This window comes from Streptomyces sp. NPDC006393 (assembly GCF_040628575.1).
GTDB lineage: Bacteria > Actinomycetota > Actinomycetes > Streptomycetales > Streptomycetaceae > Streptomyces.
Genome location: NZ_JBEXZD010000069.1, coordinates 1 through 22,354, shown reverse-complemented (window position 1 = coordinate 22,354; position 22,354 = coordinate 1). Strand labels below are relative to the sequence as shown.

The following is a 22,354-nucleotide window of genomic DNA, read 5'->3' as shown; positions in this document are numbered from 1 at the left end:
GCCCCTCCCGGGCCTCCACCACGGCGGTCCCTCACGACGCGCACCACCCCCAGGGCTCCCACGGCACCGACCGGGACGCCACACGGCTACTGCCACACGGCTACTGCCGCCGGCCACCGGACACAGCCCCGGCCTCCGCCACCGCCGCCCAACCCTCACGGCGCGCACATGGCCCTCGGCCCTCCCGGCCCCGGCCCGGACATCACACGGCTGCCGCCGCCCGGCCCCGCCTCTCCCGGACCCGGCCCGGATCCGCGCGGCCACAGTCACGCGCATGCACGGACACCCTCCGGAACCTCCGTACTGCTGCCTGATGCTCACGACCGCTGCCCGATCCTCACGGCGGGCACCGCCCGGCACAAAGGTGCGCTCGGACGCGTCGTACGTACTGCGACCGCTCGACTCTGCCGGGGCCGGGGCCGGGGCCGGGTCGGGCCCGGACACCGTGCCGACGCGGCCCCGCTCGGCCCTCCGAGCGAGGCCCGGGCTCCTTCGCTGCTACTGCTGTCCGGACTCGCGGGCGCGGCCCGGGCCCTTGATGCCGAGGGCCCGGGTGGTGGCCGGGTTGACGAGCAGGACCAGTGCGAGGACCGCCACGACGGCGAGCGCGGCGCCGGCCGGGATGGCCACGCTGTCGGCCTGGAGCAGGCTGTAGGCGACGGGCAGCGCCATGATCTGGGTGATCACCGCGGGGCCCCGGCTCCAGCTGCGCCGCAGCAGCAGCCCACGGGCGGCCAGCAGCGGCAGCAGCGCGAGCACCAGCACGGTGACCCCGGCGGTGACGGCCTGCTGCCGGTCGTCGCCCGTGACACCGAGGACGAGCAGCCAGACGCCGCCGACGAGCAGCGCGAGCCCCTCCAGCGCGCACAGGGCGGCCGCGTAGGTCAGCCGCCGCGGGCGGGGTCCGGCGGCGGTGTCCGTGGTCTCGGGGGCGGGGTTCTGCTGACTGCTCACGCCATGAAGGGTAGCCCTCGCGGCAGGGGCCGCCGTGTCCAGGCTCACGCCCGGCTCTCTTACCCGATCCCTACCTCGGCCTGGGCCGAGTACCACCCAGTAGGTACGCTGCACCCCATGCGTGCACTTCTCGTGGTCAACCCGGCGGCTACCACCACAAGCGCACGTACGCGCGATGTCCTGATCCACGCGCTCGCCAGCGAGATGAAGCTGGACGCGGTCACCACGGAGTACCGCGGCCACGCGCGCGACCTGGGCCGGCAGGCCGCGGACAGCGCGGACGTCGACCTGGTCGTGGCCCTCGGCGGCGACGGCACGGTCAACGAGGTCGTCAACGGCCTGCTGCACCGGGGCCCCGATCCCGAGCATCTGCCGCGTCTCGCCGTGGTGCCCGGCGGCTCCACCAACGTCTTCGCCCGCGCCCTGGGCCTGCCCAACGACGCCGTCGAAGCCACCGGAGCGATCCTGGACGCCCTGCGTGACGGCAGCGAGCGCACGGTCGGCCTCGGCCTGGCATCCGGGACCCCCGGCACCGACGACGCGGCGGTCCCCGAGCGCTGGTTCACCTTCAACGCCGGCCTCGGCTTCGACGCGGGCGTGGTCGGGCGCGTCGAACAGCAGCGGGAGCGCGGCAAGAAGTCGACGCACGCGCTGTACGTACGGCAGGTGGTCCGCCAGTTCCTCGGCGAGCCCAACCGCCGGCACGGTTCGATCACGCTCGAACGGCCCGGCGAGGACCCGGCCGGCGATCTGGTGGTGGCCATAGTGTCGAACACCTCACCGTGGACGTATCTGGGCAATCGCCCGATGTACACATCCCCCAAGGCGTCGTTCGACACGGGGCTCGATGTGCTCGGTCTCAGCCGCCTGTCCACGGCCGCGGTTGCCCGGTATGGCACCCAGTTGCTCACTTCGTCCCCGGAGCGCGGACCCAAAGGCCGGCACGCGCTCTCGCTGCACGATCTGAGCCGGTTCACCTTGCATTCGAAGGTGCCGCTCCCCTTGCAGATGGACGGTGACCACCTGGGACTGCGCACAAGCGTGACGTTCACAGGCGTACGCCGTGCACTGCGTGTGATTGTGTGAGTGGAAGAGGCCAAAGTCCTTTCACTCGAACGTTTAGGCCAGGATCCACCCCATGGAAGTACGGCTGTGACCTAGTCGACACCGAGGAATCAAAAAAAACTTTCCGGAAGGGGTTGTATCCGCCGCCGAGGTTTGCGAGTCTCTACATGGCGATCGGGGCGGCCCACCACAGCGGGCCCCAGAGATCGCCGGAACCCCTCTTCAAACCACAGGACCACGTCAGGGAAACCTGGCGGTCGGCCCTTCACTTGTTGAGGGATTCGTGAAAGCGTTCACATTCACAAGCACCTAGCACGTAATACCAAGGAGAGGTAGCAGCCATGGACTGGCGTCACAACGCCGTTTGCCGCGAGGAAGACCCCGAGCTCTTCTTCCCCATCGGCAACACCGGTCCTGCGCTGCTGCAGATCGAGGAAGCCAAGGCCGTCTGCCGTCGCTGCCCGGTGATCGAGCAGTGTCTGCAGTGGGCGCTCGAGTCCGGTCAGGACTCCGGCGTCTGGGGTGGTCTCAGCGAGGACGAGCGCCGCGCGATGAAGCGCCGCGCCGCCCGCAACCGGGCTCGTCAGGCCTCCGCCTGACCACAGCCACCCCGCTGACAGCCTGAGCTTGGCGGCGCGTACAGCGAGTACGCATCTCCCGCCCCCGAGCCGCAGCGCGCAGTACCCCCGATGCTCCCCCGGGCTCTCCGAGCAGGGGGTACCCCCCTCGAGATGATCGAGACGGGCAGCACGAGCGACTAGCCCCGGACCGTCCACGGTCCGGGGCTCTTTGCTGTGCACGGCAGCACAGGGCGGGAACTGCTCGCGCGCCCGACCGACCACCCGTGCGCCGACCACCCGCGCGCCGCGCGCGCTACGTGCCGTGCCGACCGCGCTACGTGCCGCGCCCGACGGACCACCTGCGCGCCGGCGTGCTACTTCTGTGTGCGGACCGGGATGTCGAGGATCACCCGCGTGCCGCGCTCCGGGGCGGGCACCATGTCGAAGGTGCCGCCCAACTCGCCCTCGACCAGGGTGCGTACGATCTGCAACCCGAGGTTGCCGGAGCGGTGCGGGTCGAAGTCCTCGGGCAGGCCCACCCCGTCGTCCTGGACGGTGACCAGCAGCCGGGTCTCGCGCGTGGTGCCGCCGCGCACCGCGGAGACCTCGACCGAGCCGGTGTCCCCCTCACGGAAACCGTGCTCCAGGGCGTTCTGGAGGATCTCGGTCAGCACCATCGACAGCGGGGTGGCGACCTCGGCGTCCAGGATCCCGAACCTCCCGCTGCGCCGGCCGGTGACCCGGCCCGGCGAGATCTCCGCCACCATCGCCAGCACCCGGTCGGCGATCTCGTCGAACTCCACGCGCTCGTCCAGGTTCTGCGACAGCGTCTCGTGCACGATCGCGATCGACCCGACCCGGCGCACCGCCTCCTCCAGCGCTTCCCGGCCGCGCTCGGACTCGATGCGCCGGGCCTGGAGCCGGAGCAGGGCCGCGACGGTCTGGAGGTTGTTCTTGACCCGGTGGTGGATCTCCCGGATGGTGGCGTCCTTGGTGATCAACTCGCGTTCACGGCGGCGCAGTTCGGTGACGTCCCGGAGCAGGACCAGCGAACCGATGCGTGTGCCCTTGGGTTTGAGCGGGATCGCCCGGAACTGGATCACCCCGTCATGGGCCTCGATCTCGAACTCGCGGGGCGCCCAGCCGCTGGCCAGCTTGACCAGCGCCTCGTCCACCGGGGCCCGGGACGGGGCGAGTTCGGCCGTGGTCTCGCCGAGGTGCTGGCCGACGAGGTCGGCGGCGAGGCCGAGGCGGTGGTACGCGGACAGCGCGTTCGGCGACGCGTACTGGACGATTCCGTCGGCGTCCAGCCGGATCAGCCCGTCGCCGACCCGCGGCGAGGCGTCCATGTCGACCTGCTGGTCCGGGAACGGGAAGGAGCCGGCCGCGATCATCTGCGCCAGGTCGGAGGCGCTCTGCAGATACGTCAGCTCCAGCCGGCTCGGGGTGCGCACGGTGAGCAGGTTGGTGTTGCGTGCGATGACGCCGAGGACGCGTCCCTCGCGACGGACCGGGATGGACTCGACGCGGACCGGGACCTCCTCGCGCCACTCCGGGTCCCCCTCGCGCACGATCCGGCCCTCGTCGAGCGCCGCGTCCAGCATCGGGCGGCGGCCGCGCGGCACGAGGTGACCGACCATGTCGTCCTGGTAGGACGTCGGGCCGGTGTTGGGCCGCATCTGGGCGACGGAGACGTAGCGGGTGCCGTCCAGGGTGGGGACCCACAGGACCAGGTCGGCGAAGGAGAGGTCGGAGAGCAGCTGCCACTCCGAGACCAGCAGGTGGAGCCACTCGAGGTCGGAGTCGTCGAGGGCGGTGTGCTGGCGTACGAGTTCGTTCATGGAGGGCACGTCTGCGAGCGTACCCGGACGTTTGTACGGTCCTGAAATGTGCGGCGCCGTACGACTCCCCCGGGGCCACGGACCCCTCAAGACACCCGCGGGCCGCGGCGCCTGGGAGGGACCCTCAACCCTCCCGGCACCGCAGCCCGGAGCAGTATCGGCCGTGGGGTGTGCGGTCCCGGTCGGCCGAAGGATGAGGAGCCGGGGCAGTCAGGGCAGAGAGCACCGGTTCCTCGGTCCGTCCTCCTGTGCGGGGAAGACGGAGGTTCATGCGTGCACATCATGCGCGCGGACGGTGCCGCGCGTTCCGCTGTTCGACTTCTCCTCGATTGTGGACTAGACCAGTTGCGCCTGTCCATGTACGGGAAGGAGTTCGTTGTTGTTTCTTCATCGAGCCGCCGTACCGGGACGGGCCCGGCCGGCCGGGTGACGGGGTCTCCCACCACCCACCGGTGCAGCCTAGCCCGCCCAGCTCAGCCACGGGGCCAGATGGCCATGGCGATTTCCGCGAGTGCCTCCAGTTCCTCCCGGCTCGCGCCGTCGCGCGCCTGCTGGGACATGCCCTGGATCAGCGCCCCGACATACCGGGCGAGCGCGCGGGCCTCGATGTCCGGGGGCAGCTCCCCCGCGGCGACATCGGCCCTTATACGGCTCTCGAAGGCGGCGATGTTGGCATTGCGCCGCTCCCGCAGCAACTCCTCGACCTCCGGCGTCGTGCAGTTGGTCGCGGCGTGGATGACCAGGCAGCCGTGCGGGTGGCCCGGGTCGGTGTACTCGACGGCCGCCTCCCGCAGGGTGCGCTGCACGGCGGCCCGTGCGGTGGGCTCCTCGGCCAGGGCGCGGTCGCCGAAGGCGCCGTAGCGCTCGCCGTACTCGCGCACGACCTCGGCGAAGAGGGCCTGCTTGTCACCGAAGGCCGCGTAGAGGCTGGGGGCGCCGATGCCCATGACGCGGGTGAGGTCGGAGACGGAGGTGGCCTCGTACCCGCGCTCCCAGAAGGCGAGGAGCGCCTTCTCCAGCGCGGTCGCCCGGTCGAAGGAACGGGGGCGGCCGCGCCGCCGCGCCCCGGCCTCGCCCGGCCCGCCCGCCACGACCTGCTCTTTCGGCTCCTGCTTCGCCACCATGGGGCGATTTTATAGCGGACGCTAGAGAAATGTCAGCGGCCTGTTGTACGGTCTTTTTGTAGCGACCGCTAGGGAAATGCGAGGCGTTGACATGCGTACGGACCTGCGCACCGGCACCCCCACGGGCACGAGCGAGGAAGCGGGCGGGGGCACGGCTGCCCTCGCGGGCAGGACGGCACTGGTCACGGGCGGCGGCCGGGGCATCGGGCGAGGCATCGCCGAGCGACTGGCCCGGGACGGGGCGCGGGTCGCCGTGCACTACGGCAGCAACGAGACGGCGGCGAAGGAGACGGTCGCCGCGATCGAGGCGGCGGGCGGTTCGGCGTTCGCGATCGGCGTCGAGCTGGGGCGGCCCGGCGACGCCGAGGCGCTGTGGGAGGCGTTCGACCGGCACGCGGACGGCCTGGACATCCTGGTGAACAACGCCGGCATCGGCACGGCACGACCGATCGAGGAGATCGACGAGCAGGAGTACGACCGGGTCTTCGCGGTCAACGTGAAGGCGCCGTTCTTCCTCGTCCGCCAGGGCCTGGGGCGGCTGCGCGACGGCGGCCGGGTCATCAACGTCTCCTCCGGCCTCGCCCGCACCGCGGTGATGCCGGACAAGGTGGCCTACGCCATGACCAAGGGCGCCCTGGACGTGTTCACCCGGGACCTGTCGAAGGTGCTGGGGCCCCGTGGGATCACGGTCAACTCGGTGGCCCCGGGCATCATCGACACGGACAACACGTCCGGACTGCTGCACGGCACACCCGACGGCTGGGCGCGAGCGGCGGCGATATCGGCCCTCGGCAAGGTGGGCTCGCCGGCCGATGTGGCGGACGTGGTGGCCTTCCTCGCCTCGGACGCCGGACGGTGGGTGACGGGCAGCTGGGTGGACGCGACGGGAGGTTCACTGACCTAGGAACGGGCCGCCTTCGGCAGGGCGACGACCGTCTGCGACACGAAGAACGACCGGGTCGCGGGAGCGGTGGCCATGCCCCGCGAGATGGCCGCGCCGAGAGCGCCGCGAGGGGCCATTCTGCTAGATTGGTCTAAACCACATGGCCCTCGTTACCGGGCCCGGTCCTCTTCTCGGCTCTCCTCAGATCGGCAGGCCCACCGTGGAAGTTGTCATCGTTCCGGACGCCAGAGCGGGCGGCGAGCTCATCGCCGAGGCCATGGCGCAGCTGCTGCGGCGCAAGCCCGGCGCCCTACTCGGCGTGGCCACGGGTTCCACCCCGCTGCCCGTCTACGAGGCGCTGGCGGCCAAGGTGCGCTCCGGTGCCGTGGACACCTCGCGGGCGCGGATCGCCCAGCTCGACGAGTACGTGGGGCTCCCCGCCGACCACCCCGAGTCCTACCGCTCCGTCCTGCGCCGTGAGGTGCTGGAGCCGCTCGGCATCGGGATGGACGCGTTCCTCGGCCCCGACGGCACCGCCGAGGACGTGCAGGCGGCGTGCGAGGCGTACGACAGGGTGCTGGCCGAGGCCGGCGGCGTGGACCTGCAACTGCTGGGCATCGGGACCGACGGGCACATCGGTTTCAACGAGCCGTGCTCCTCGCTCGCCTCGCGGACGCGGATCAAGACGCTGACCGAGCAGACCCGCGTGGACAACGCGCGCTTCTTCGAGGACGACGTCGACCAGGTGCCGCACCACGTCATCACCCAGGGCATCGGAACCATCCTGGAGGCCCGGCACCTGGTGCTGCTGGCCACCGGCGAGGGCAAGGCCGACGCGGTGGCCGCGACCGTCGAGGGACCGGTCGCCGCCGTCTGCCCGGCCTCCGCCCTCCAGCTGCACCCGCACGCCACGGTCGTCGTCGACGAACCCGCCGCCGCCAAGCTGAAGCTCGCCGACTACTTCCGTCACACCTACGCCAACAAGCCGGAGTGGCAGGGCATCTAGCGTCCTCGTGCACACATGAAGCGCGAAGGCGCCGGCCATCCGGAGGGGGTGACCGGCGCCTTCGCCGTAGAGGCCGACCGAGGAGTGCCGCGGCAGCGACCGGACAGGTGCGACGGCTGCCGACGACCGGACGGGCGCCGTGCCGCGGCAGCATCCCGGGGCCAGGGGCCGCCCTCGCGGCAGCGACGAGGCCGATGACGCCACTCCCCTGGCAGCGACCAGCCCGTGCCCGCCGTACCCTGCCGTGCCGCGGCAGCGACCAACGACCGATGCCGCATCGCGGCAGCGACGGGCCCGGTCCCGCGCGGCGACGCGATCCGACGCGACCAGGGGCAGCCGCAGGTCCCGCGTCACGCCGCCGCAGTCGTGGAGCCGGCCGGTGGGACCACCGCGACAACGCTGTCACGGGTCGCGGTGGTGTCCGGTCATGCGCCCGCGATCACCTCGGCCGCCGCCCGGCCGCAGACGCGGGCGGCGCCGTGGGTGGCCAGGTGGAGGGCTCCTCGGGGGGTTGCCTGGGGGACGCCCATCTCGACGACGATCGTGTCGGGGCGGGCCTTGAGGACCACATCGAGGGCGGACGCCATCCAGGGGTGGCGGTGCTCGTCGCGGACGACGGCCACCACGCGCCGGGCGCCGGCCGCCTCCAGGACCGCACGGCCCGCGTCGTCACCGGTGAAGCTGCCGGTCTCCGTGCCGGGCAGGAGACGGAAGAGCTCCGCGGCCACGCCCCACGGGGTCTCGTCGCCGACGGCGATGTTGGCGACGGGGGTGAGGGCGGCGACGTAGGGCGGCTCGGTGAGGGGGGTGAAGGACTCGGTGACGGTGACCCGCAGCGCGCGGCGGGCGGCCCGCAGCCCGACCTCCGCGTCGGCGGCGGCCCGCGACGCCGTCGTGGCGGTCGTGGTCCAGCGGGCCAGGGAGCGCACCCGTTCGGCCGCGTCCGCGAGCCGTTCCTCGGGGAGTTCGCCGGAGCGGACCGCCGCGACCAGGGCGTCGCACAGGCTGCGTACGATCCCCTCGTCCGCGAGGCCGCCGCCCACGCAGATCGCGTCGGCGCCGGCGGCGATGGCGAGGACGCTGCCCCGCTCGATGCCGTAGGTGTCCGCGATGGCCCGCATCTCCATGCCGTCGGTGACGATCAGGCCGTCGTAGCCCATCTCGCCGCGCAGCAGCTCCGTGAGCACTCGGTGGGACAGGGTGCCCGGGCGGTCCGGGTCCAGCGCGGGGACCAGGATGTGGGCGCTCATCACCGCCTTGGTGCCGGCGGCGATCGCCGCGCGGAACGGGGCCAGTTCGCGCGCCTGGAGCACATCGGTGTCCACGTCGATGCGGGGCAGTGCGTGGTGGGAGTCGACCGCGGTGTCGCCGTGGCCGGGGAAGTGCTTGGTGCAGGCGGCGACGCCCGCGGACTGAAGGCCGGTGACGTAGGCGGCGGTGTGCCGCGCGGCCAGCTCGGTGGAGGCGCCGAAGGAGCGGACGCCGATGACCGGGTTGTCCGGGTTGGAGTTGATGTCGGCCGAGGGCGCCCAGTTGAAGTCGACCCCGCACTCGGCGAGCCGCCTGCCGAGTTCGTGGGCCACGGCCCGGGTCAGCTCCACGTCGTCCACCGCACCGAGTGCGTGGTTGCCGGGGAAGCTGGAGCCCGTGCGCACCTCCAGGCGGGTGACGTCGCCGCCCTCCTCGTCGATGGCGACCAGGACGTCCTCGCGCTCGGCGCGCAACTGGGCGGTCAGCTCCGCCAGTTGTTCGGGGGAGGTGATGTTGCGGCCGAACAGGCCGACCGAGGCCAGGCCCTCGCCGAGGCGCCGCAGCAGCCAGTCGGGGGCGGTGGTGCCGGTGAAGCCGGGCTGGAGGACCGTCAGCGCGTCGCGCGTGACGTCGTCCTTCTTGCCATGGGACGCAGTGGTGCCGCTGGCGGTTGTCGTCATCTGGTGGCGTTATCCCTTCACGGCGCCCGCGGTCAGGCCCGCGGCCATCTTGCGCTGGACGAGGAGGAACAGGACGACGATGGGGACGGCCATCATGGTGGCTCCGGCCATCATCGGGGCGTACTCGGTGCCGTGCTTGGTGGTGAAGTTGCCGAGCCAGACGGTGGCGGTCTGGTTTTCCTGGCTCAGCAGCATCAGGGCGTAGATGTACTCGTTCCAGGCCTGGATGAAGCCGTAGACCGAGGTGGCGACCATGCCGGGGGCGAGCAGCGGGAAGACCACCCGGATGAAGGCGCCGGTGCGGGAGCACCCGTCGACCATGGCCGCCTCCTCCAGCTCCTTGGGGATGTTGACGATGAAACCGCGCAGCGTCCACACCGTGAAGGGGAGGATGAAGGTCAGGTAGGTGATGATCAGGCCGGTCAGCTTGTCGTACTGGCCCAGGTCGTTCAGCAGCAGGAAGACCGGGATGATCATGGCGACCAGCGGCACCATCTGCACCGCCAGGATGCCCACGATCACGATCTTGCGGCCGCGGAAGGCGAACCGGGAGATGGCAAGTGCGGCCAGCGTGCCGACCACCATGCCGATCACCACCACCGACAGCGACACGATCAGGCTGCGGCCGACCGGGCCCCAGAAGTCGGCGATGTCCAGTGCGCGCTTGAAGTTGTCCAGGGTGATCCCGGTCGGCAGCAGGCTCGGGTCCGGGTCGATGGCGTCGTTGGCCGGCTTGAACGCCGTGTTGAGCATCCAGTAGAGGGGGAAGCCGGCGACGAGGAAGACGAGAAGGCCGAGCAGGTTCCAGCCGAGCTTCGACGTGCGGCGGCGGACCGGAGTGGCGGCGGTACCCGTGCCGCTCATGCTGCTCATTCGACTTCTCCGATCTTCAGCATCTGGCGCATGTAGACGGCGACCACGCCCAGCAGCAGCAACACGGTGATCAGGGCGATCGCCGAGCCCTGCGCGTAGTCGTTGACCACGAAGGCCCGGTCGTAGGAGTAGGTGTTGAGGATCTGGAACTCCGCCTCGGGGTGGCCGTTGCGCATGACGAACACCTGGGGGAAGACGCCCATGTCCCAGATCACCGACAGGGTCGTGAGCATCACGATGATCGGCTTGAGGACGGGCAGGGTGACGTGGCGGAAGACGCCCCACGAACCCGCACCGTCCAGCCGCGCGGCCTCCTCGAGCTCCTTGGGCACCTGGGTCAGACCCGCACTGAGCGTGATGACCACGAAGGGCACCGCGCCCCAGACCACCAGCAGCGTGATCACGGCCAGGCCTTCGGGGCCGCTGGCGAACCAGTTGTGGCCGACCATGTCGATACCCGGCAGCTTGCTGAGCAACGCGTTGAAGACGCCGTAGTCGGAGTCGAAGAGCCACTTGAAGACGGTGGTGGCCACGATGACGGGCATGCCCCAGCTGGCCACCAGCACGATGTTGATCAGGGTCTTCATCCAGCCCGAGACCCGCTGCAGCAGCAGCGCGAGCGCCATGCCGCCGACCATGGTGAGGACCACGCAGGCGGCGGCGAAGACGACCGTGCGCAACACGACGGACCAGAACTCGCCGTCGGTGAGCACGCCCGTGAAGTTGGAGAAGCCGACCCAGTCGGGCGACTGGAAACCCCACAGCTGCGGCTGGCCGAACTTCTGGAAGGACAGCATGACCAGTCGCGCCAGCGGATAGGCCATGACGAGGGCCAGGATCAGCAGGCAGGGCGCGAGCAGCAGCCAGGGGGTCGCCGCCCCGCCCGCTGTCCGCTCTCTGCGTGGCCGGCCCGGGACGGCCGGTGGCGGCGCCTGCCGCGGTGGCGGCGCCTTGGCGGGGGTGGTCGTGTCTGCGGCACTCATCGCGCGCTCCTCAGCGGTCCCTCAGGTCGTACAAAGGCATAGCCCTGCACGGCCGCGCGGGAGCCGGACCCCTGCGCGACCGTGCGCGTGGCAGGGCCCCGCCCGGTGGCGGAACCCTGCGCCGGTCACTTCGTGTTGATGACCTTGTCGATCGCGGCGTCCGCTTCCTTGGCGGCGTCCTGGACCGACTTCTTGCCGGTGCCGATGTTCTGCAGCATGGTCTGCAGCACCTGGGCCTTCTCGACCTGGCCCCAGCCCGGGGCCATCGGGACGAACCAGTTGGACTCGGCGGCGGTGGCCGGGACGGCGGTCTTCGGGTCGTTCTTCAGCGTCGCGAGGTCGGTCTTGTTGTTGGGCAGGTTGCCCTTGGCGATCAGACCCTTCTGGCCGGAGGGGCCGGTGAAGGCGTTGATCCACTCGGCGGCCAGCCCCTGCGCCTTGGACTTCACCGGGATGGCGAGGTCGCTGCCGCCCAGGAACACCGGCATGTTCTTGCCGGACGGGCCGGGCATCACGAAGTTCTCGTTGTTGTCCTTGAGCTTGCCGGTCTTGTCGTTCTTCGGGTCGGCGGCGGTCGCACCCTCCCACGCGGCGCCGAAGATCATGCCGGACTTGCCCTGGCCGTAGACGATGTAACGGTCGGACTCGTCCTTGGTCTTGTCGCCGTGCATGTACTTGTCGATCACGTTCTTGAACTCGGTCAGACCCTTGATCGACTCGGGCGAGGAGAGGCTGGCCTTCCACTGACCGCCCTCCTGCTTGGCGATGGAGCCGCCGGCGTCGAAGACGAAGGACATGGCCGCGTACCAGTCGCGGGTGGGCTGGTACCAGGCGTTGAACTTGTCGCCCTGCTTCTTCTGGACCTTGTCCAGGTCGGCGGTGAGCTCCTGGTAGGTCTTCGGCGTCGACTTGACGCCGGCCGCGGTGAAGACGTCCTTGCGCCAGTTGGCGACACGGCCACCCGCGTAGTAGGGGACGCCGTAGGTCTTGCCGTCGTAGGTCACGGAGGCCTTGAGGCCGTCGAGCCAGGCGGAGGCGTTGTCGAACTTCGCCGGGTCGACCGGAGCGAAGGCGCCCTTGACCATGTACCCGAGCATCTCGGTGTTGCCCATCTCGACCACGTCGGGGGCCTTGTCGGTGGCGAGGACCGCGTCCAGCTTGGTGTTCTTGTCCGGCCAGCCGTAGTACTCGTGCTTGATCTTCAGGCCGGGGTGCTTCTTCGTCACCGCGTCGTCGGCCGCCTTGACCAGCTCCGGCCAGTTGTTCTGAGCGTCGACGGTGAGCCAGACGGTCAGCTCCTTGGCGTCCGCCCCCTTGTCGGAGCCCCCGTCCTTCTTGTCACTCCCGCACGCGGCGATGGAAACCATCATGCCCGCGATACCGATCGCGGCAACCAGCTTGCGCTTCACGCCACCCTCCTCAGGGATGCCACAAACCCCCCTGCCTCCCCGCGGTTGAGCGACGGTCGAGCGTCAGCGCACACCGCCCTTGGGGCCGGGACCTGGACCAATGGTGTAGACCAGTAGGGGGAGCTTGGCCCAGACCAATAGGGCTGTCAAGGGTGCGCCGACCCGCTCAGCTGGTCCGTTATGGGACCGCGATATGCAGGGACCTTTCATTGCTCATCCGGTCAAACGGATGCCGCGATTCCTCTCGTTCGGCGGTGGACCACGGGGAGCCATCTCCGCTTCTCCGTACGCCGGTTCGCGTGAACCACCGCCCCACCCGACGGAAGATGGACTAGACCAGCGGGGGTCACGACGGTATACAGAGGAGATCACGGAGCGTGCGGGTGGCCACCCGACACACGAAGCCGTGCCACGATGTGAGCCGTGGCCGATGGGATGTCGGTCGCTTCGGCACTGGAGCCGGGAAGGCAGAGCATGAGCACCGACGTCAGCAGTGCGGAGAACGAGGGTGGGGCGACCGTCCGTACCGCGCGCGTGCCCAAGTACTACCGCCTGAAGAAGCACCTGCTCGACATGACCCAGACGCAGGCGCCCGGGACGCCGGTCCCGCCCGAGCGGACACTGGCGGCCGAGTTCGACACCTCGCGCACGACGGTGCGCCAGGCGCTGCAGGAACTGGTGGTCGAGGGCCGGCTGGAGCGCATCCAGGGCAAGGGCACCTTCGTCGCCAAGCCCAAGGTGTCCCAGGCGCTGCAACTGACCTCGTACACCGAGGACATGCGCGCCCAGGGCCTGGAGCCGACCTCGCAGCTCCTCGACATCGGCTACATCACCGCCGACGACCGCCTCGCGGACCTGCTCGACATCACCGCCGGCGGGCGCGTGCTGCGCATCGAGCGGCTGCGCATGGCCAACGGCGAGCCCATGGCCATCGAGACCACCCACCTGTCGGCCAAGCGCTTCCCGGCGCTGCGCCGCAGCCTGGTGAAGTACACCTCCCTCTACACCGCCCTCGCCGAGGTCTACGACGTCCACCTCGCCGAGGCCGAGGAGACCATCGAGACCTCCCTGGCCACGCCGCGCGAGGCGGGCCTGCTCGGCACCGACGTGGGCCTGCCGATGCTGCTGCTCTCCCGCCACTCCCTGGACCGGACGGGCCAGCCCGTGGAGTGGGTGCGCTCGGTCTACCGCGGGGACCGCTACAAGTTCGTGGCACGCCTGAAGCGGCCCGCGGACTGATGCCGGCGGCCTGACCTGGCGGTCGGCCCGCGGGCCGACCCCTAACCGTTATACGGACAAGGGGTTCCGCATCGCGCCACCGTGACCTAGATTGCCTGCGCATTACACGGGTGATCAGCGAACGATCACGGTGCTCAGCGAGGGGACGGAGCCGCACATGTCAGATGCCCCAGAAGTCGGCAGAGGGACGGTGACACCCATACGGGTCGTCATCGGGCTCTGCCTCGTCGCGCCGTTCGTGGCGATGCTGTGGGTCGGTTCGTACGCCAAGACGGATCCCACGTTCATCGGCATCCCGTTTTTCTACTGGTATCAGATGCTGTGGGTGATCATCTCCACCGCACTGACGATGATCGCCTACCGGCTCTGGCAGCACGACCAGCGCAGCCGTAGGACGGGTGCTCCCGCGAAGGGCGGTGCGGCGGAATGAAGGACGGCGTGAACGGCGTCGCGCTCGGCGTCTGCATCTTCTTCTTCGTCCTGGTCACCGTCATGGGCTTCCTCGCCGCCCGCTGGCGCCGGGCCGAGAACGAGCACAGCCTCGACGAGTGGGGCCTGGGCGGCCGGTCGTTCGGCACCTGGATCACCTGGTTCCTGCTCGGCGGCGACCTGTACACGGCGTACACCTTCGTGGCCGTACCGGCGGCGATCTACGCGACCGGCGCGGCCGGCTTCTTCGCGGTGCCGTACACGATCCTGGTCTACCCGCTGATCTTCACCTTCCTGCCCCGCCTGTGGTCGGTCTCGCACAAGCACGGGTACGTGACGACCTCGGACTTCGTGCGCGGCCGGTTCGGCTCCAAGGGCCTGTCGCTGGCCGTGGCGCTCACCGGCATCCTGGCGACGATGCCGTACATCGCCCTCCAGCTCGTCGGCATCCAGGCCGTGCTGGACGTGATGGGCGTCGGCGGCGGCGAGAACACCAACTGGTTCGTGAAGGACCTGCCGCTGCTGATCGCCTTCGGCGTGCTGGCGGCGTACACCTACTCGTCGGGTCTGCGCGCTCCGGCGCTGATCGCGTTCGTGAAGGACGCGCTCATCTACATCGTCATCGCGGTCGCGATCATCTACATCCCGATCAAGCTGGGCGGGTTCGACGACATCTTCGCGAAGGCGGGCGACGCGTTCAGCCAGGTCAACCCGGCCACCGGCAAGCCGCGCGGCGCCCTCGCCCCGCCCGAGGCGGGCCAGTGGACCTACGCCACGCTGGCCCTGGGCTCCGCGCTCGCGCTGTTCATGTACCCGCACTCGATCACCGCGACGCTGTCCTCGCGCAGCCGTGAGGTGATCCGCCGCAACACCACGATCCTGCCGCTGTACTCGCTGATGCTGGGCCTGCTCGCGCTGCTGGGCTTCATGGCGATCGCGGCGGGCGTGAAGGTGCAGAACGGCCAGCTGGCCATTCCGCAGCTGTTCGAGAACATGTTCCCGGACTGGTTCGCCGGGATCGCCTTCGCGGCGATCGGCATCGGCGCGCTGGTGCCCGCGGCCATCATGTCGATCGCGGCCGCGAACCTGTTCACCCGCAACATCTACAAGGACTTCATCAAGCCGAACGCGACGGCGCAGGAGGAGACCCGGGTCTCCAAGATCGTGTCGCTGCTGGTGAAGGTGGGCGCGCTGGTCTTCGTCCTGACCATGGACAAGACGGTCGCCATCAACTTCCAGCTGCTCGGCGGCATCTGGATCCTGCAGACCTTCCCGGCCCTGGTCGGCGGCCTGTTCACCCGCTGGTTCCACCGCTGGGCGCTGCTCGCCGGCTGGGCGGTCGGCATGGTCTACGGCACGGTCGCGGCCTACGGGGTCGCCTCGCCGACGCAGAAGCACTTCGGCGGCTCGGCCAAGGAGATCCCGGGCATCGGCGAGATCGGCTACATCGGCATGACGGCGTTCGTGCTGAACGTGGTCGTCGCGGTGGTCCTGACCTTCGTCCTGAGGGCCGTCAAGGCTCCCGAGGGCGTCGACGAGACCAGACCGGAGGACTACACGGCGGACGCGGGCGAGCCGGGGGTCGCGGTGGAGCTGCCGCCGGCCACGGCGGGCAGCGCGCACTGACCGAACGCCTGTGACGTACGCCCCTCACCGGGCCGTCCGACGTACGCCTCTCACCAGGCCGCAGCGCCTCTCAGCGGGCCGCCGGAGAAATCCGGCGGCCCGTTGTCGTACCCGTCGTGCACACTCGGCCGCATGGACATCGTGATCAGGCCGGCGGAGCCCGGCGAGTACAGCACCCTCGGTGAGATCACCGCCCAGGCCTATCTGGGCGACGGGCTGCTCGACTTCGGGGAGAGCGACGAGTACCTCGGCGAACTGAGGGACGTGGCCAAGCGGGCCGCCGCCGCCGAGGTGCTGGTGGCCGTCGCGGAGGGCGGGGTGCTCGGCGGGGTCACCTTCGTGCCCTCCGGCGGCCCCATGGCCGACATCGCGAGGTCCGGCGAGGCCGAGATACGGATGCTGGCGGTCGCGCGGGCCGCGCGCGGCCGGGGCGCCGGCGAGGCCCTGGTGCGGGCCTGTCTGGACCGGGCACGGGCCACCGAGGGCTGTGTCCGCCTGGTGCTGTCCACCCAGCGCACCATGCACGCCGCTCATCGCATCTACGAACGCCTGGGCTTCGTCCGCAGCCCCGAGCGCGACTGGAACCCGCTCCCGCACCTCGACGACATCACGCTGCTCACCTACGAGTTGACGCTCTGACACGCTCCGCAGTCGCCACGACACAACATATGGGGGTGGCCCTCCCACCCGGCACAAGATGTATGCTCATGCTCGCTGTCGCCGCAGGGGAATCCGGTGCGAATCCGGAACTGTCCCGCAACGGTGTACTCGTCCGCGTATGCCCGCATGCCGTCATCTCCGGCTGCCCGTGTGCCGTCGTACGAGCGTCAGTCCGAGGACCTGCCGACAGTGCGCCCGGCCGTCCGGTCCGGGTGCCTGACGTCCGGGCCTCGCGGAATGGGCAAGTGGACGCGGCGCCGCGTGCGCTCGTGTGCTGCTGCCCCCTGCCCTCCATGAGGCCCCGTGCCGAGCGAGGGAGAGCCCCACGTGACCATCGCGCCAGCCGATCCGGCTTCAGCGACAGGTTCCATCACTGGCCTGGAGGCCGAAGGTCCCGGTGCCGCGCTGCTGCGGACCCTGACCGAGCTGACCGCCGACCTCCCCGACGCCGACCCGGGCCGGGTGGCCGCCGCCGCGCTGCGCGGCCGTTCGGCGCACGCCGACGAGGCGGAGCTGCGGGAACTGGCCACCGAGGCCGCCGCGGGGCTCATCTCCGAGGACCCCGCCTACTCGCGGCTGGCCGCCCGGCTGCTGACCCTCAGCATCCGCGCCGAGGCCGCCTCGCAGGGCGTCACGTCCTTCACCGGGTCCGTCGCCACAGGCCACCGCGAGGGGCTGATCGCCGACCGGACCGCCGCGTTCGTACGCCTGCACGCCGAGCGCCTGGACACCCTGGTCGACCCGGCCGCCGACGACCGCTTCGGCTACTTCGGCCTGCGCACCCTGCACAGCCGCTATCTGCTGCGCCACCCGCTCACCCGCAGGGTGATCGAGACGCCCCAGCACTTCATGCTGCGGGTCGCGAGCGGTCTGGCCGAGGACGACACCGCACGGTCGCTGGACGAAGTCGCGGCGCTCTACGGGCTCATGAGCCGCCTGGACTACCTCCCCTCCTCCCCCACGCTCTTCAACTCCGGCACCCGGCACCCCCAGATGTCGTCCTGCTACCTGCTCGACTCCCCGAAGGACGAGCTGGACAGCATCTACGAGCGCTACCACCAGGTCGCGCGTCTGTCCAAGCACGCCGGCGGCATCGGCATCGCCTACTCCCGCATCCGCTCGCGGGGTTCGCTGATCCGCGGCACCAACGGGCACTCCAACGGCATCGTGCCGTTCCTGAAGACCCTGGACGCCTCGGTGGCCGCCGTGAACCAGGGCGGCCGGCGCAAGGGCGCGGCGGCGGTCTACCTGGAGACCTGGCACTCCGACATCGAGGAGTTCCTGGAGCTGCGCGACAACACCGGCGAGGACGCCCGCCGCACCCACAACCTCAACCTCGCCCACTGGGTCCCGGACGAGTTCATGCGCCGGGTGAACGCCGACGAGCAGTGGTCGCTGTTCTCCCCGTCGGACGTGCCGGAGCTGGTGGACCTGTGGGGCGCGGAGTTCGACGCCGCGTACCGCAGGGCGGAGGCGGCCGGGCTGGCGAAGAAGACCATGCCCGCCCGGGACCTGTACGGCCGGATGATGCGCACCCTGGCGCAGACCGGCAACGGCTGGATGACCTTCAAGGACGCCGCCAACCGCACGGCGAACCAGACGGCGACCCCGGGCCATGTCGTCCACTCCTCCAACCTCTGCACGGAGATCCTGGAGGTCACCGACGACGGGGAGACGGCGGTCTGCAACCTGGGGTCCGTCAATCTGGGTGCCTTTGTCGACAAGGCGACCAACGATCTCGACTGGGAGCGCCTGGACGAGACGGTCCGCACCGCCGTCACCTTCCTGGACCGCGTGGTCGACATCAACTTCTACCCGACCGAGCAGGCGGGCCGCTCCAACGCCAGGTGGCGGCCCGTCGGCCTCGGTGCCATGGGCCTTCAGGACGTCTTCTTCAAGCTGCGCCTGCCCTTCGACTCCGCCGAGGCCAAGGCCCTGTCCACCCGCATCGCCGAGCGGATCATGCTCGCCGCGTACGAGGCGTCCGCCGGCCTGGCCGAGCGCAACGGCCCGCTGCCCGCCTGGGAGAAGACCCGCGCCGCCCGGGGCGTGCTGCACCCCGACCACTACGGCGTCGAGTTCGCGTGGCCGGAGCGCTGGGCCGCCCTGCGCGAGCGCGTCGCCGCCGTCGGCATGCGCAACGCGCTGCTTCTGGCCATCGCGCCCACCGCCACCATCGCGTCCATCGCGGGCGCCTACGAGTGCATCGAGCCGCAGGTCTCCAACCTGTTCAAGCGCGAGACGCTGTCGGGTGAGTTCCTCCAGGTCAACTCCTACCTGGTGCACGAACTGAAGGAGCTCGGCGTCTGGGACGCCCGCACCCGCGAGGCGCTGCGCGAGGCGAACGGCTCGGTGCAGGACTTCGCCTGGATCCCCGAGGAGGTACGGAGCCTGTACCGCACCGCGTGGGAGATCCCGCAGCGCGGACTGATCGACATGGCGGCGGCCCGGACCCCGTTCCTGGACCAGGCGCAGTCGCTGAACCTGTTCATGGAGACGCCGACCATCGGCAAGCTCTCCTCGATGTACGCCTACGCCTGGAAGCAGGGCCTGAAGACCACGTACTACCTGCGCTCCCGCCCGGCCACCCGCATCGCCCGCGCGGCCCGCGCCACCGCCACCGTCCCCGTCCAGCAGGTCGCCGACCCCGATGCGGTCGCCTGCTCCCTTGAGAACCCCGAGTCCTGCGAGGCCTGCCAGTGATGACCAGCACCACCGACCGCCCCAAGAACCTCCTCGATCCCGGCTTCGAGCTGACGCTCCGCCCGATGCGCTACCCCGACTTCTACGAGCGCTACCGGGACGCCATCAAGAACACCTGGACGGTGGAGGAGGTCGACCTGCACTCGGACGTCGCCGACCTCGCGAAGCTCACGCCCGCCGAGCAGCATCTGATCGGCCGCCTGGTCGCCTTCTTCGCGACCGGTGACTCGATCGTCGCCAACAACCTGGTGCTGACGCTGTACAAGCACATCAACTCGCCGGAGGCGCGGCTCTATCTGAGCCGGCAGCTGTTCGAGGAGGCCGTGCACGTCCAGTTCTACCTGACGCTGCTGGACACCTACCTGCCCGACCCGGACGACCGCGCCGCCGCCTTCGCGGCCGTCGAGAACATCCCCTCCATCCGAGAGAAGGCCGGGTTCTGCTTCAAGTGGATCAACGAGGTCGAGAAGCTCGAGCGCCTGGAGACCAGGGCCGACCGCCGGCGCTTCCTGCTCAACCTGATCTGCTTCGCCGCCTGCATCGAGGGCCTGTTCTTCTACGGCGCCTTCGCGTACGTCTACTGGTTCCGCAGCCGGGGCCTGCTGCACGGCCTGGCCACCGGCACCAACTGGGTGTTCCGCGACGAGACGATGCACATGTCGTTCGCCTTCGACGTGGTGGACACCGTCCGCAAGGAGGAGCCGGACCTCTTCGACGACGAGCTCGGGCGGCAGGTCACCGACATGCTGCGGGAGGCCGTCGAGGCCGAGCTTCAGTTCGCGCGCGACCTGTGCGGTGACGGCCTCCCGGGGATGAACACCGACTCGATGCGGCAGTACCTGGAGTGCGTGGCCGACCAGCGGCTGGCGAGGCTCGGCTTCGCTCCGGTGTACGGCTCGGAGAACCCCTTCTCCTTCATGGAGCTCCAGGGGGTTCAGGAGCTCACCAACTTCTTCGAGCGGCGTCCCTCGGCGTACCAGGTGGCGGTGGAGGGCACCGTCGACCTGGACGAGGACTTCTGAGCCTCCTTCTCCGCGCGGGCCTCCTGGGCCTCCCTGATCTGCCGGTCGATGCGCCGTTCGCGCACGATGCCGAGCACTGAGGGGAGGATCAGGAGGACCAGGATCCCCAGGGTGGCGGTCATTCCGATCAGGCCTTCGATCTGGTTTCCGTTCATGGACACCACTGTCGCGCCGCACACTCCTTACCGTCAGTGGCAGGACTGCCGTACACCTTCAAATTCCTGCCACTGGCGAGGCACACTGGGGACATGCTGCAGAACGTGGCCGCCGTCCTGCTGGACGGCGTGCATCCCTTCGAGCTCGGCGTCGTCTGCGAGGTCTTCGGCATCGACCGCAGCGACGAGGGGCTCCCGGTGTACGACTTCGCGGTGGTCTCGGCGGAGGGCCCGGCGCTGGGCACCCATGTGGGCGGCCTGAGCGTCAGCACGCCCTACGGACTCGACCGGCTCGACGAGGCGGACCTCATCGCGGTGCCCGCCGGGAGCGACTACGCCCGCAGGGAGTACCCGCCCGAGCTGCTGGACTCCCTGCGGCGCGCCGTGGACCGGGGCGCGCGGGTGCTGAGCGTGTGCTCGGGGGTCTTCGTGCTGGGCGCGGCCGGGCTGCTGGAGGGGCGGCGGTGCGCGGTGCACTGGCACCATGCGGCGGAGCTGGCCCGGCAGTATCCGCGCGCGACCGTCGAGCCGGACGTGCTCTACGTCGACGAGGACCCGGTGATCACCTCCGCGGGGACGGCCGCCGGCATCGACGCCTGTCTGCACATCGTGCGCAAGGAGCAGGGGCCGGAGGTGGCCAACAAGATCGCCCGGCGGATGGTGGTGCCGCCGCACCGGGACGGCGGCCAGGCGCAGTACATCGAGCGTCCGCTGCCGAAGTCGCCGTGCGACACCGTCGGCGAGGTGCTGGTGTGGATGGAGCAGCACCTCGACCAGGAGGTCACCGTCGAACAGCTGGCCGCCCGCGCCCATATGTCGCCGCGCACCTTCGCCCGCCGCTTCCAGCAGGAGACGGGCACGACTCCCTACCGCTGGATCCTGCGTCAGCGGGTGCTGCTGGCGCAGCACCTGCTGGAGGCGACGGACGAGACGATGGACGCGATCGCGGACCGGACCGGGTTCGGGACGGCGGCGGCCCTGCGGCACCAGTTCGTGCGGGCGCTGGGCACCACCCCGAACGCCTACCGGCGCGCGTTCAGGGGCCCTCAGGCCGCCTGAACCCCACCGTCCTGGGCGGGCGCCCGGCCGATCGGCGGGCCGGCGGCCGGTCGGCAGGCCGTCGGCCGGTCGGCGGGCCGGCAGCGGTAAATCACTTAGATGATCCAATCAGTACTGATGGTAAAACACCAGCAAGTATCACGCAGTTTAATAATGCGATGACAAATGCTCAAAGTGAAATCAATACTGCCATTACTCAAGCAGACCAAGTCATTCAAGATCAATTCGCTTCACCTGAACAAGTGACACAAGCATTAAACACTGTTCAAGCTGCTCAAGCAAAAATTGATCAAGCCAAAGCATTACTTCAAAATAAAGCTGACAATCATGAATTAGTTCAAGCTAAAAATGACTTGCAAGCATCTATAGATCAACAACCATCATTAGATGGTATGACACAACAAAGTATTGATAATTACAATGCGAAACGACAAGCTGCTCAATCTGAAATCACAAAAGCACAACAAGTCATTGATAATGGTGATGCCACAGCACAACAAATTGCAGAACAAAAACAAAATGTAGATAAAGCATTAACAGCATTAAATCAAGCCAAATCGGATTTAACTGCAGATACAAGTGCTTTACAACAAGCAGTTCAGCAACTTGATAGAACTGGTACAACAACAGGAATGAGACCAGCTAGTATCACAGCTTATAACCAAGCGATGCAAGCTCTTAATCCTGATTTAACTCAAGCACGTCAAAAAGCCGATGCAATTATTAACAAGCCAATTCGAACTGTTCAAGAAGTTCAAGATGCTTTAAGACAAGTTGACCAAGTGAATGAACGTATTACACAAGCGATTAATCAGTTGCAACCTTTATCAAA

20 protein-coding genes and 1 riboswitch are annotated in these 22,354 nt (G+C 69.3%); of the genes, 12 read left to right on the top strand and 8 right to left on the bottom strand.

The features are described from left to right. Window positions 1-498: 498 nt before the first annotated feature. Window positions 499-954 carry a hypothetical protein gene (locus tag ABZ484_RS25230; protein WP_358868195.1) on the bottom strand — a complete coding sequence of 152 codons (456 nt, stop codon included), beginning with the start codon at window positions 952-954 and terminating at the stop codon, window positions 499-501. 117 nt (window positions 955-1,071) lie between these two features. Here ABZ484_RS25230 and ABZ484_RS25225 point away from each other — a divergent pair, with 117 nt between their 5' ends. Then, window positions 1,072-2,040 (top strand): diacylglycerol kinase family protein, encoded by a 969-nt coding sequence (locus ABZ484_RS25225; protein WP_358868194.1) that lies wholly within the window; start codon window positions 1,072-1,074, stop codon window positions 2,038-2,040. 320 nt (window positions 2,041-2,360) lie between these two features. Then, window positions 2,361-2,618 carry a WhiB family transcriptional regulator gene (locus ABZ484_RS25220; protein WP_003992873.1) on the top strand — a complete coding sequence of 86 codons (258 nt, stop codon included), beginning with the start codon at window positions 2,361-2,363 and terminating at the stop codon, window positions 2,616-2,618. A 335-nt stretch (window positions 2,619-2,953) separates the two neighbouring features. Here the strand turns inward: ABZ484_RS25220 and ABZ484_RS25215 are convergent, their stop codons facing one another. Both ABZ484_RS25215 and ABZ484_RS25210 read right to left on the bottom strand, forming a co-directional pair. Next, window positions 2,954-4,420, bottom strand: coding sequence for a PAS domain-containing sensor histidine kinase (locus tag ABZ484_RS25215; protein WP_358868213.1), 1,467 nt, complete (start codon window positions 4,418-4,420; stop codon window positions 2,954-2,956). 473 nt (window positions 4,421-4,893) lie between these two features. Further along, a complete protein-coding gene (locus tag ABZ484_RS25210; RefSeq protein ID WP_358868193.1) occupies window positions 4,894-5,544 on the bottom strand; it encodes a TetR/AcrR family transcriptional regulator in 651 nt (216 codons plus the stop codon). Between the two features lie 91 nt (window positions 5,545-5,635). Here ABZ484_RS25210 and ABZ484_RS25205 point away from each other — a divergent pair, with 91 nt between their 5' ends. Next, window positions 5,636-6,448, top strand: a complete 813-nt coding sequence (locus ABZ484_RS25205; RefSeq protein WP_358868192.1) for an SDR family oxidoreductase — start codon at window positions 5,636-5,638, stop codon at window positions 6,446-6,448. 199 nt (window positions 6,449-6,647) lie between these two features. After that, window positions 6,648-7,433: a glucosamine-6-phosphate deaminase gene (nagB, locus tag ABZ484_RS25200; RefSeq protein ID WP_358868191.1), complete on the top strand. Its 786-nt coding sequence runs from the start codon at window positions 6,648-6,650 to the stop codon at window positions 7,431-7,433. A gap of 425 nt (window positions 7,434-7,858) precedes the next feature. Here the strand turns inward: nagB and ABZ484_RS25195 are convergent, their stop codons facing one another. The 4 genes from ABZ484_RS25195 to ABZ484_RS25180 form a co-directional block, all read right to left on the bottom strand. Further along, window positions 7,859-9,364 (bottom strand): glycoside hydrolase family 3 protein, encoded by a 1,506-nt coding sequence (locus ABZ484_RS25195; RefSeq protein WP_358868190.1) that lies wholly within the window; start codon window positions 9,362-9,364, stop codon window positions 7,859-7,861. Window positions 9,365-9,373: 9 nt separating this feature from the next. Then, complete coding sequence (locus tag ABZ484_RS25190) at window positions 9,374-10,237, bottom strand: carbohydrate ABC transporter permease (protein WP_358868189.1); 864 nt, start codon at window positions 10,235-10,237, stop codon at window positions 9,374-9,376. Further along, a complete protein-coding gene (locus ABZ484_RS25185) occupies window positions 10,234-11,220 on the bottom strand; it encodes a sugar ABC transporter permease (protein ID WP_358868188.1) in 987 nt (328 codons plus the stop codon). Before ABZ484_RS25185 ends, ABZ484_RS25190 begins: the two co-directional genes overlap by 4 nt. Window positions 11,221-11,345: 125 nt before the next feature. Further along, window positions 11,346-12,629, bottom strand: a complete 1,284-nt coding sequence (locus ABZ484_RS25180; protein ID WP_358868187.1) for an extracellular solute-binding protein — start codon at window positions 12,627-12,629, stop codon at window positions 11,346-11,348. A 474-nt stretch (window positions 12,630-13,103) separates the two neighbouring features. On the opposite strand from ABZ484_RS25180, the gene ABZ484_RS25175 reads away from it, so the two are divergent. From ABZ484_RS25175 to ABZ484_RS25150, 6 genes are all read left to right on the top strand, one after another. After that, complete coding sequence (locus ABZ484_RS25175) at window positions 13,104-13,868, top strand: GntR family transcriptional regulator (protein ID WP_030179111.1); 765 nt, start codon at window positions 13,104-13,106, stop codon at window positions 13,866-13,868. Between the two features lie 157 nt (window positions 13,869-14,025). Then, window positions 14,026-14,298: a DUF3311 domain-containing protein gene (locus ABZ484_RS25170; protein ID WP_030179114.1), complete on the top strand. Its 273-nt coding sequence runs from the start codon at window positions 14,026-14,028 to the stop codon at window positions 14,296-14,298. Continuing rightward, on the top strand, window positions 14,295-15,923 hold the full coding sequence (mctP, locus tag ABZ484_RS25165) for a monocarboxylate uptake permease MctP (RefSeq protein ID WP_358868186.1): 1,629 nt from the start codon (window positions 14,295-14,297) through the stop codon (window positions 15,921-15,923). The genes ABZ484_RS25170 and mctP overlap by 4 nt, the downstream gene beginning before the upstream one ends. 132 nt (window positions 15,924-16,055) lie before the next feature. After that, the gene (locus tag ABZ484_RS25160; RefSeq protein WP_358868185.1) at window positions 16,056-16,562 is read left to right on the top strand and encodes a GNAT family N-acetyltransferase; all 507 of its coding nucleotides are present in this window, start codon (window positions 16,056-16,058) and stop codon (window positions 16,560-16,562) included. An 87-nt stretch (window positions 16,563-16,649) separates the two neighbouring features. Beyond that, a riboswitch (cobalamin riboswitch) is annotated at window positions 16,650-16,764 on the top strand. Window positions 16,765-16,910: 146 nt separating this feature from the next. Further along, the gene (locus ABZ484_RS25155) at window positions 16,911-19,286 is read left to right on the top strand and encodes a ribonucleoside-diphosphate reductase subunit alpha (protein WP_358868184.1); all 2,376 of its coding nucleotides are present in this window, start codon (window positions 16,911-16,913) and stop codon (window positions 19,284-19,286) included. Beyond that, the gene (locus ABZ484_RS25150) at window positions 19,286-20,308 is read left to right on the top strand and encodes a ribonucleotide-diphosphate reductase subunit beta (protein ID WP_358868183.1); all 1,023 of its coding nucleotides are present in this window, start codon (window positions 19,286-19,288) and stop codon (window positions 20,306-20,308) included. Before ABZ484_RS25155 ends, ABZ484_RS25150 begins: the two co-directional genes overlap by 1 nt. Here ABZ484_RS25150 and ABZ484_RS25145 read toward each other — a convergent pair. Beyond that, complete coding sequence (locus tag ABZ484_RS25145) at window positions 20,221-20,463, bottom strand: hypothetical protein (protein WP_358868182.1); 243 nt, start codon at window positions 20,461-20,463, stop codon at window positions 20,221-20,223. The two genes, ABZ484_RS25150 and ABZ484_RS25145, sit on opposite strands and share 88 nt — an antisense overlap. 93 nt (window positions 20,464-20,556) lie before the next feature. On the opposite strand from ABZ484_RS25145, the gene ABZ484_RS25140 reads away from it, so the two are divergent. Further along, complete coding sequence (locus ABZ484_RS25140) at window positions 20,557-21,522, top strand: helix-turn-helix domain-containing protein (protein ID WP_358868181.1); 966 nt, start codon at window positions 20,557-20,559, stop codon at window positions 21,520-21,522. Continuing rightward, window positions 21,519-22,354, top strand: an 836-nt coding sequence (locus ABZ484_RS25135) for a hypothetical protein (RefSeq protein WP_358868212.1), incomplete at its 3' end; no start/stop codon positions are given. The genes ABZ484_RS25140 and ABZ484_RS25135, both read left to right, overlap by 4 nt.

Coding starts and splice junctions, on each gene's coding strand:
- ABZ484_RS25150 (WP_358868183.1), top strand. CDS start 19,286: ATGACCAGCACCACCGACCGCCCCAAGAACCTCCTCGATCCCGGCTTC.
- ABZ484_RS25175 (WP_030179111.1), top strand. CDS start 13,104: ATGAGCACCGACGTCAGCAGTGCGGAGAACGAGGGTGGGGCGACCGTC.
- ABZ484_RS25195 (WP_358868190.1), bottom strand. CDS start 9,364: ATGACGACAACCGCCAGCGGCACCACTGCGTCCCATGGCAAGAAGGAC.
- ABZ484_RS25225 (WP_358868194.1), top strand. CDS start 1,072: ATGCGTGCACTTCTCGTGGTCAACCCGGCGGCTACCACCACAAGCGCA.
- ABZ484_RS25215 (WP_358868213.1), bottom strand. CDS start 4,420: ATGAACGAACTCGTACGCCAGCACACCGCCCTCGACGACTCCGACCTC.
- mctP (WP_358868186.1), top strand. CDS start 14,295: ATGAAGGACGGCGTGAACGGCGTCGCGCTCGGCGTCTGCATCTTCTTC.
- ABZ484_RS25210 (WP_358868193.1), bottom strand. CDS start 5,544: ATGGTGGCGAAGCAGGAGCCGAAAGAGCAGGTCGTGGCGGGCGGGCCG.
- ABZ484_RS25170 (WP_030179114.1), top strand. CDS start 14,026: ATGTCAGATGCCCCAGAAGTCGGCAGAGGGACGGTGACACCCATACGG.
- ABZ484_RS25190 (WP_358868189.1), bottom strand. CDS start 10,237: ATGAGCAGCATGAGCGGCACGGGTACCGCCGCCACTCCGGTCCGCCGC.
- ABZ484_RS25185 (WP_358868188.1), bottom strand. CDS start 11,220: ATGAGTGCCGCAGACACGACCACCCCCGCCAAGGCGCCGCCACCGCGG.
- ABZ484_RS25145 (WP_358868182.1), bottom strand. CDS start 20,463: ATGAACGGAAACCAGATCGAAGGCCTGATCGGAATGACCGCCACCCTG.
- ABZ484_RS25205 (WP_358868192.1), top strand. CDS start 5,636: ATGCGTACGGACCTGCGCACCGGCACCCCCACGGGCACGAGCGAGGAA.
- ABZ484_RS25160 (WP_358868185.1), top strand. CDS start 16,056: ATGGACATCGTGATCAGGCCGGCGGAGCCCGGCGAGTACAGCACCCTC.
- ABZ484_RS25220 (WP_003992873.1), top strand. CDS start 2,361: ATGGACTGGCGTCACAACGCCGTTTGCCGCGAGGAAGACCCCGAGCTC.
- ABZ484_RS25140 (WP_358868181.1), top strand. CDS start 20,557: ATGCTGCAGAACGTGGCCGCCGTCCTGCTGGACGGCGTGCATCCCTTC.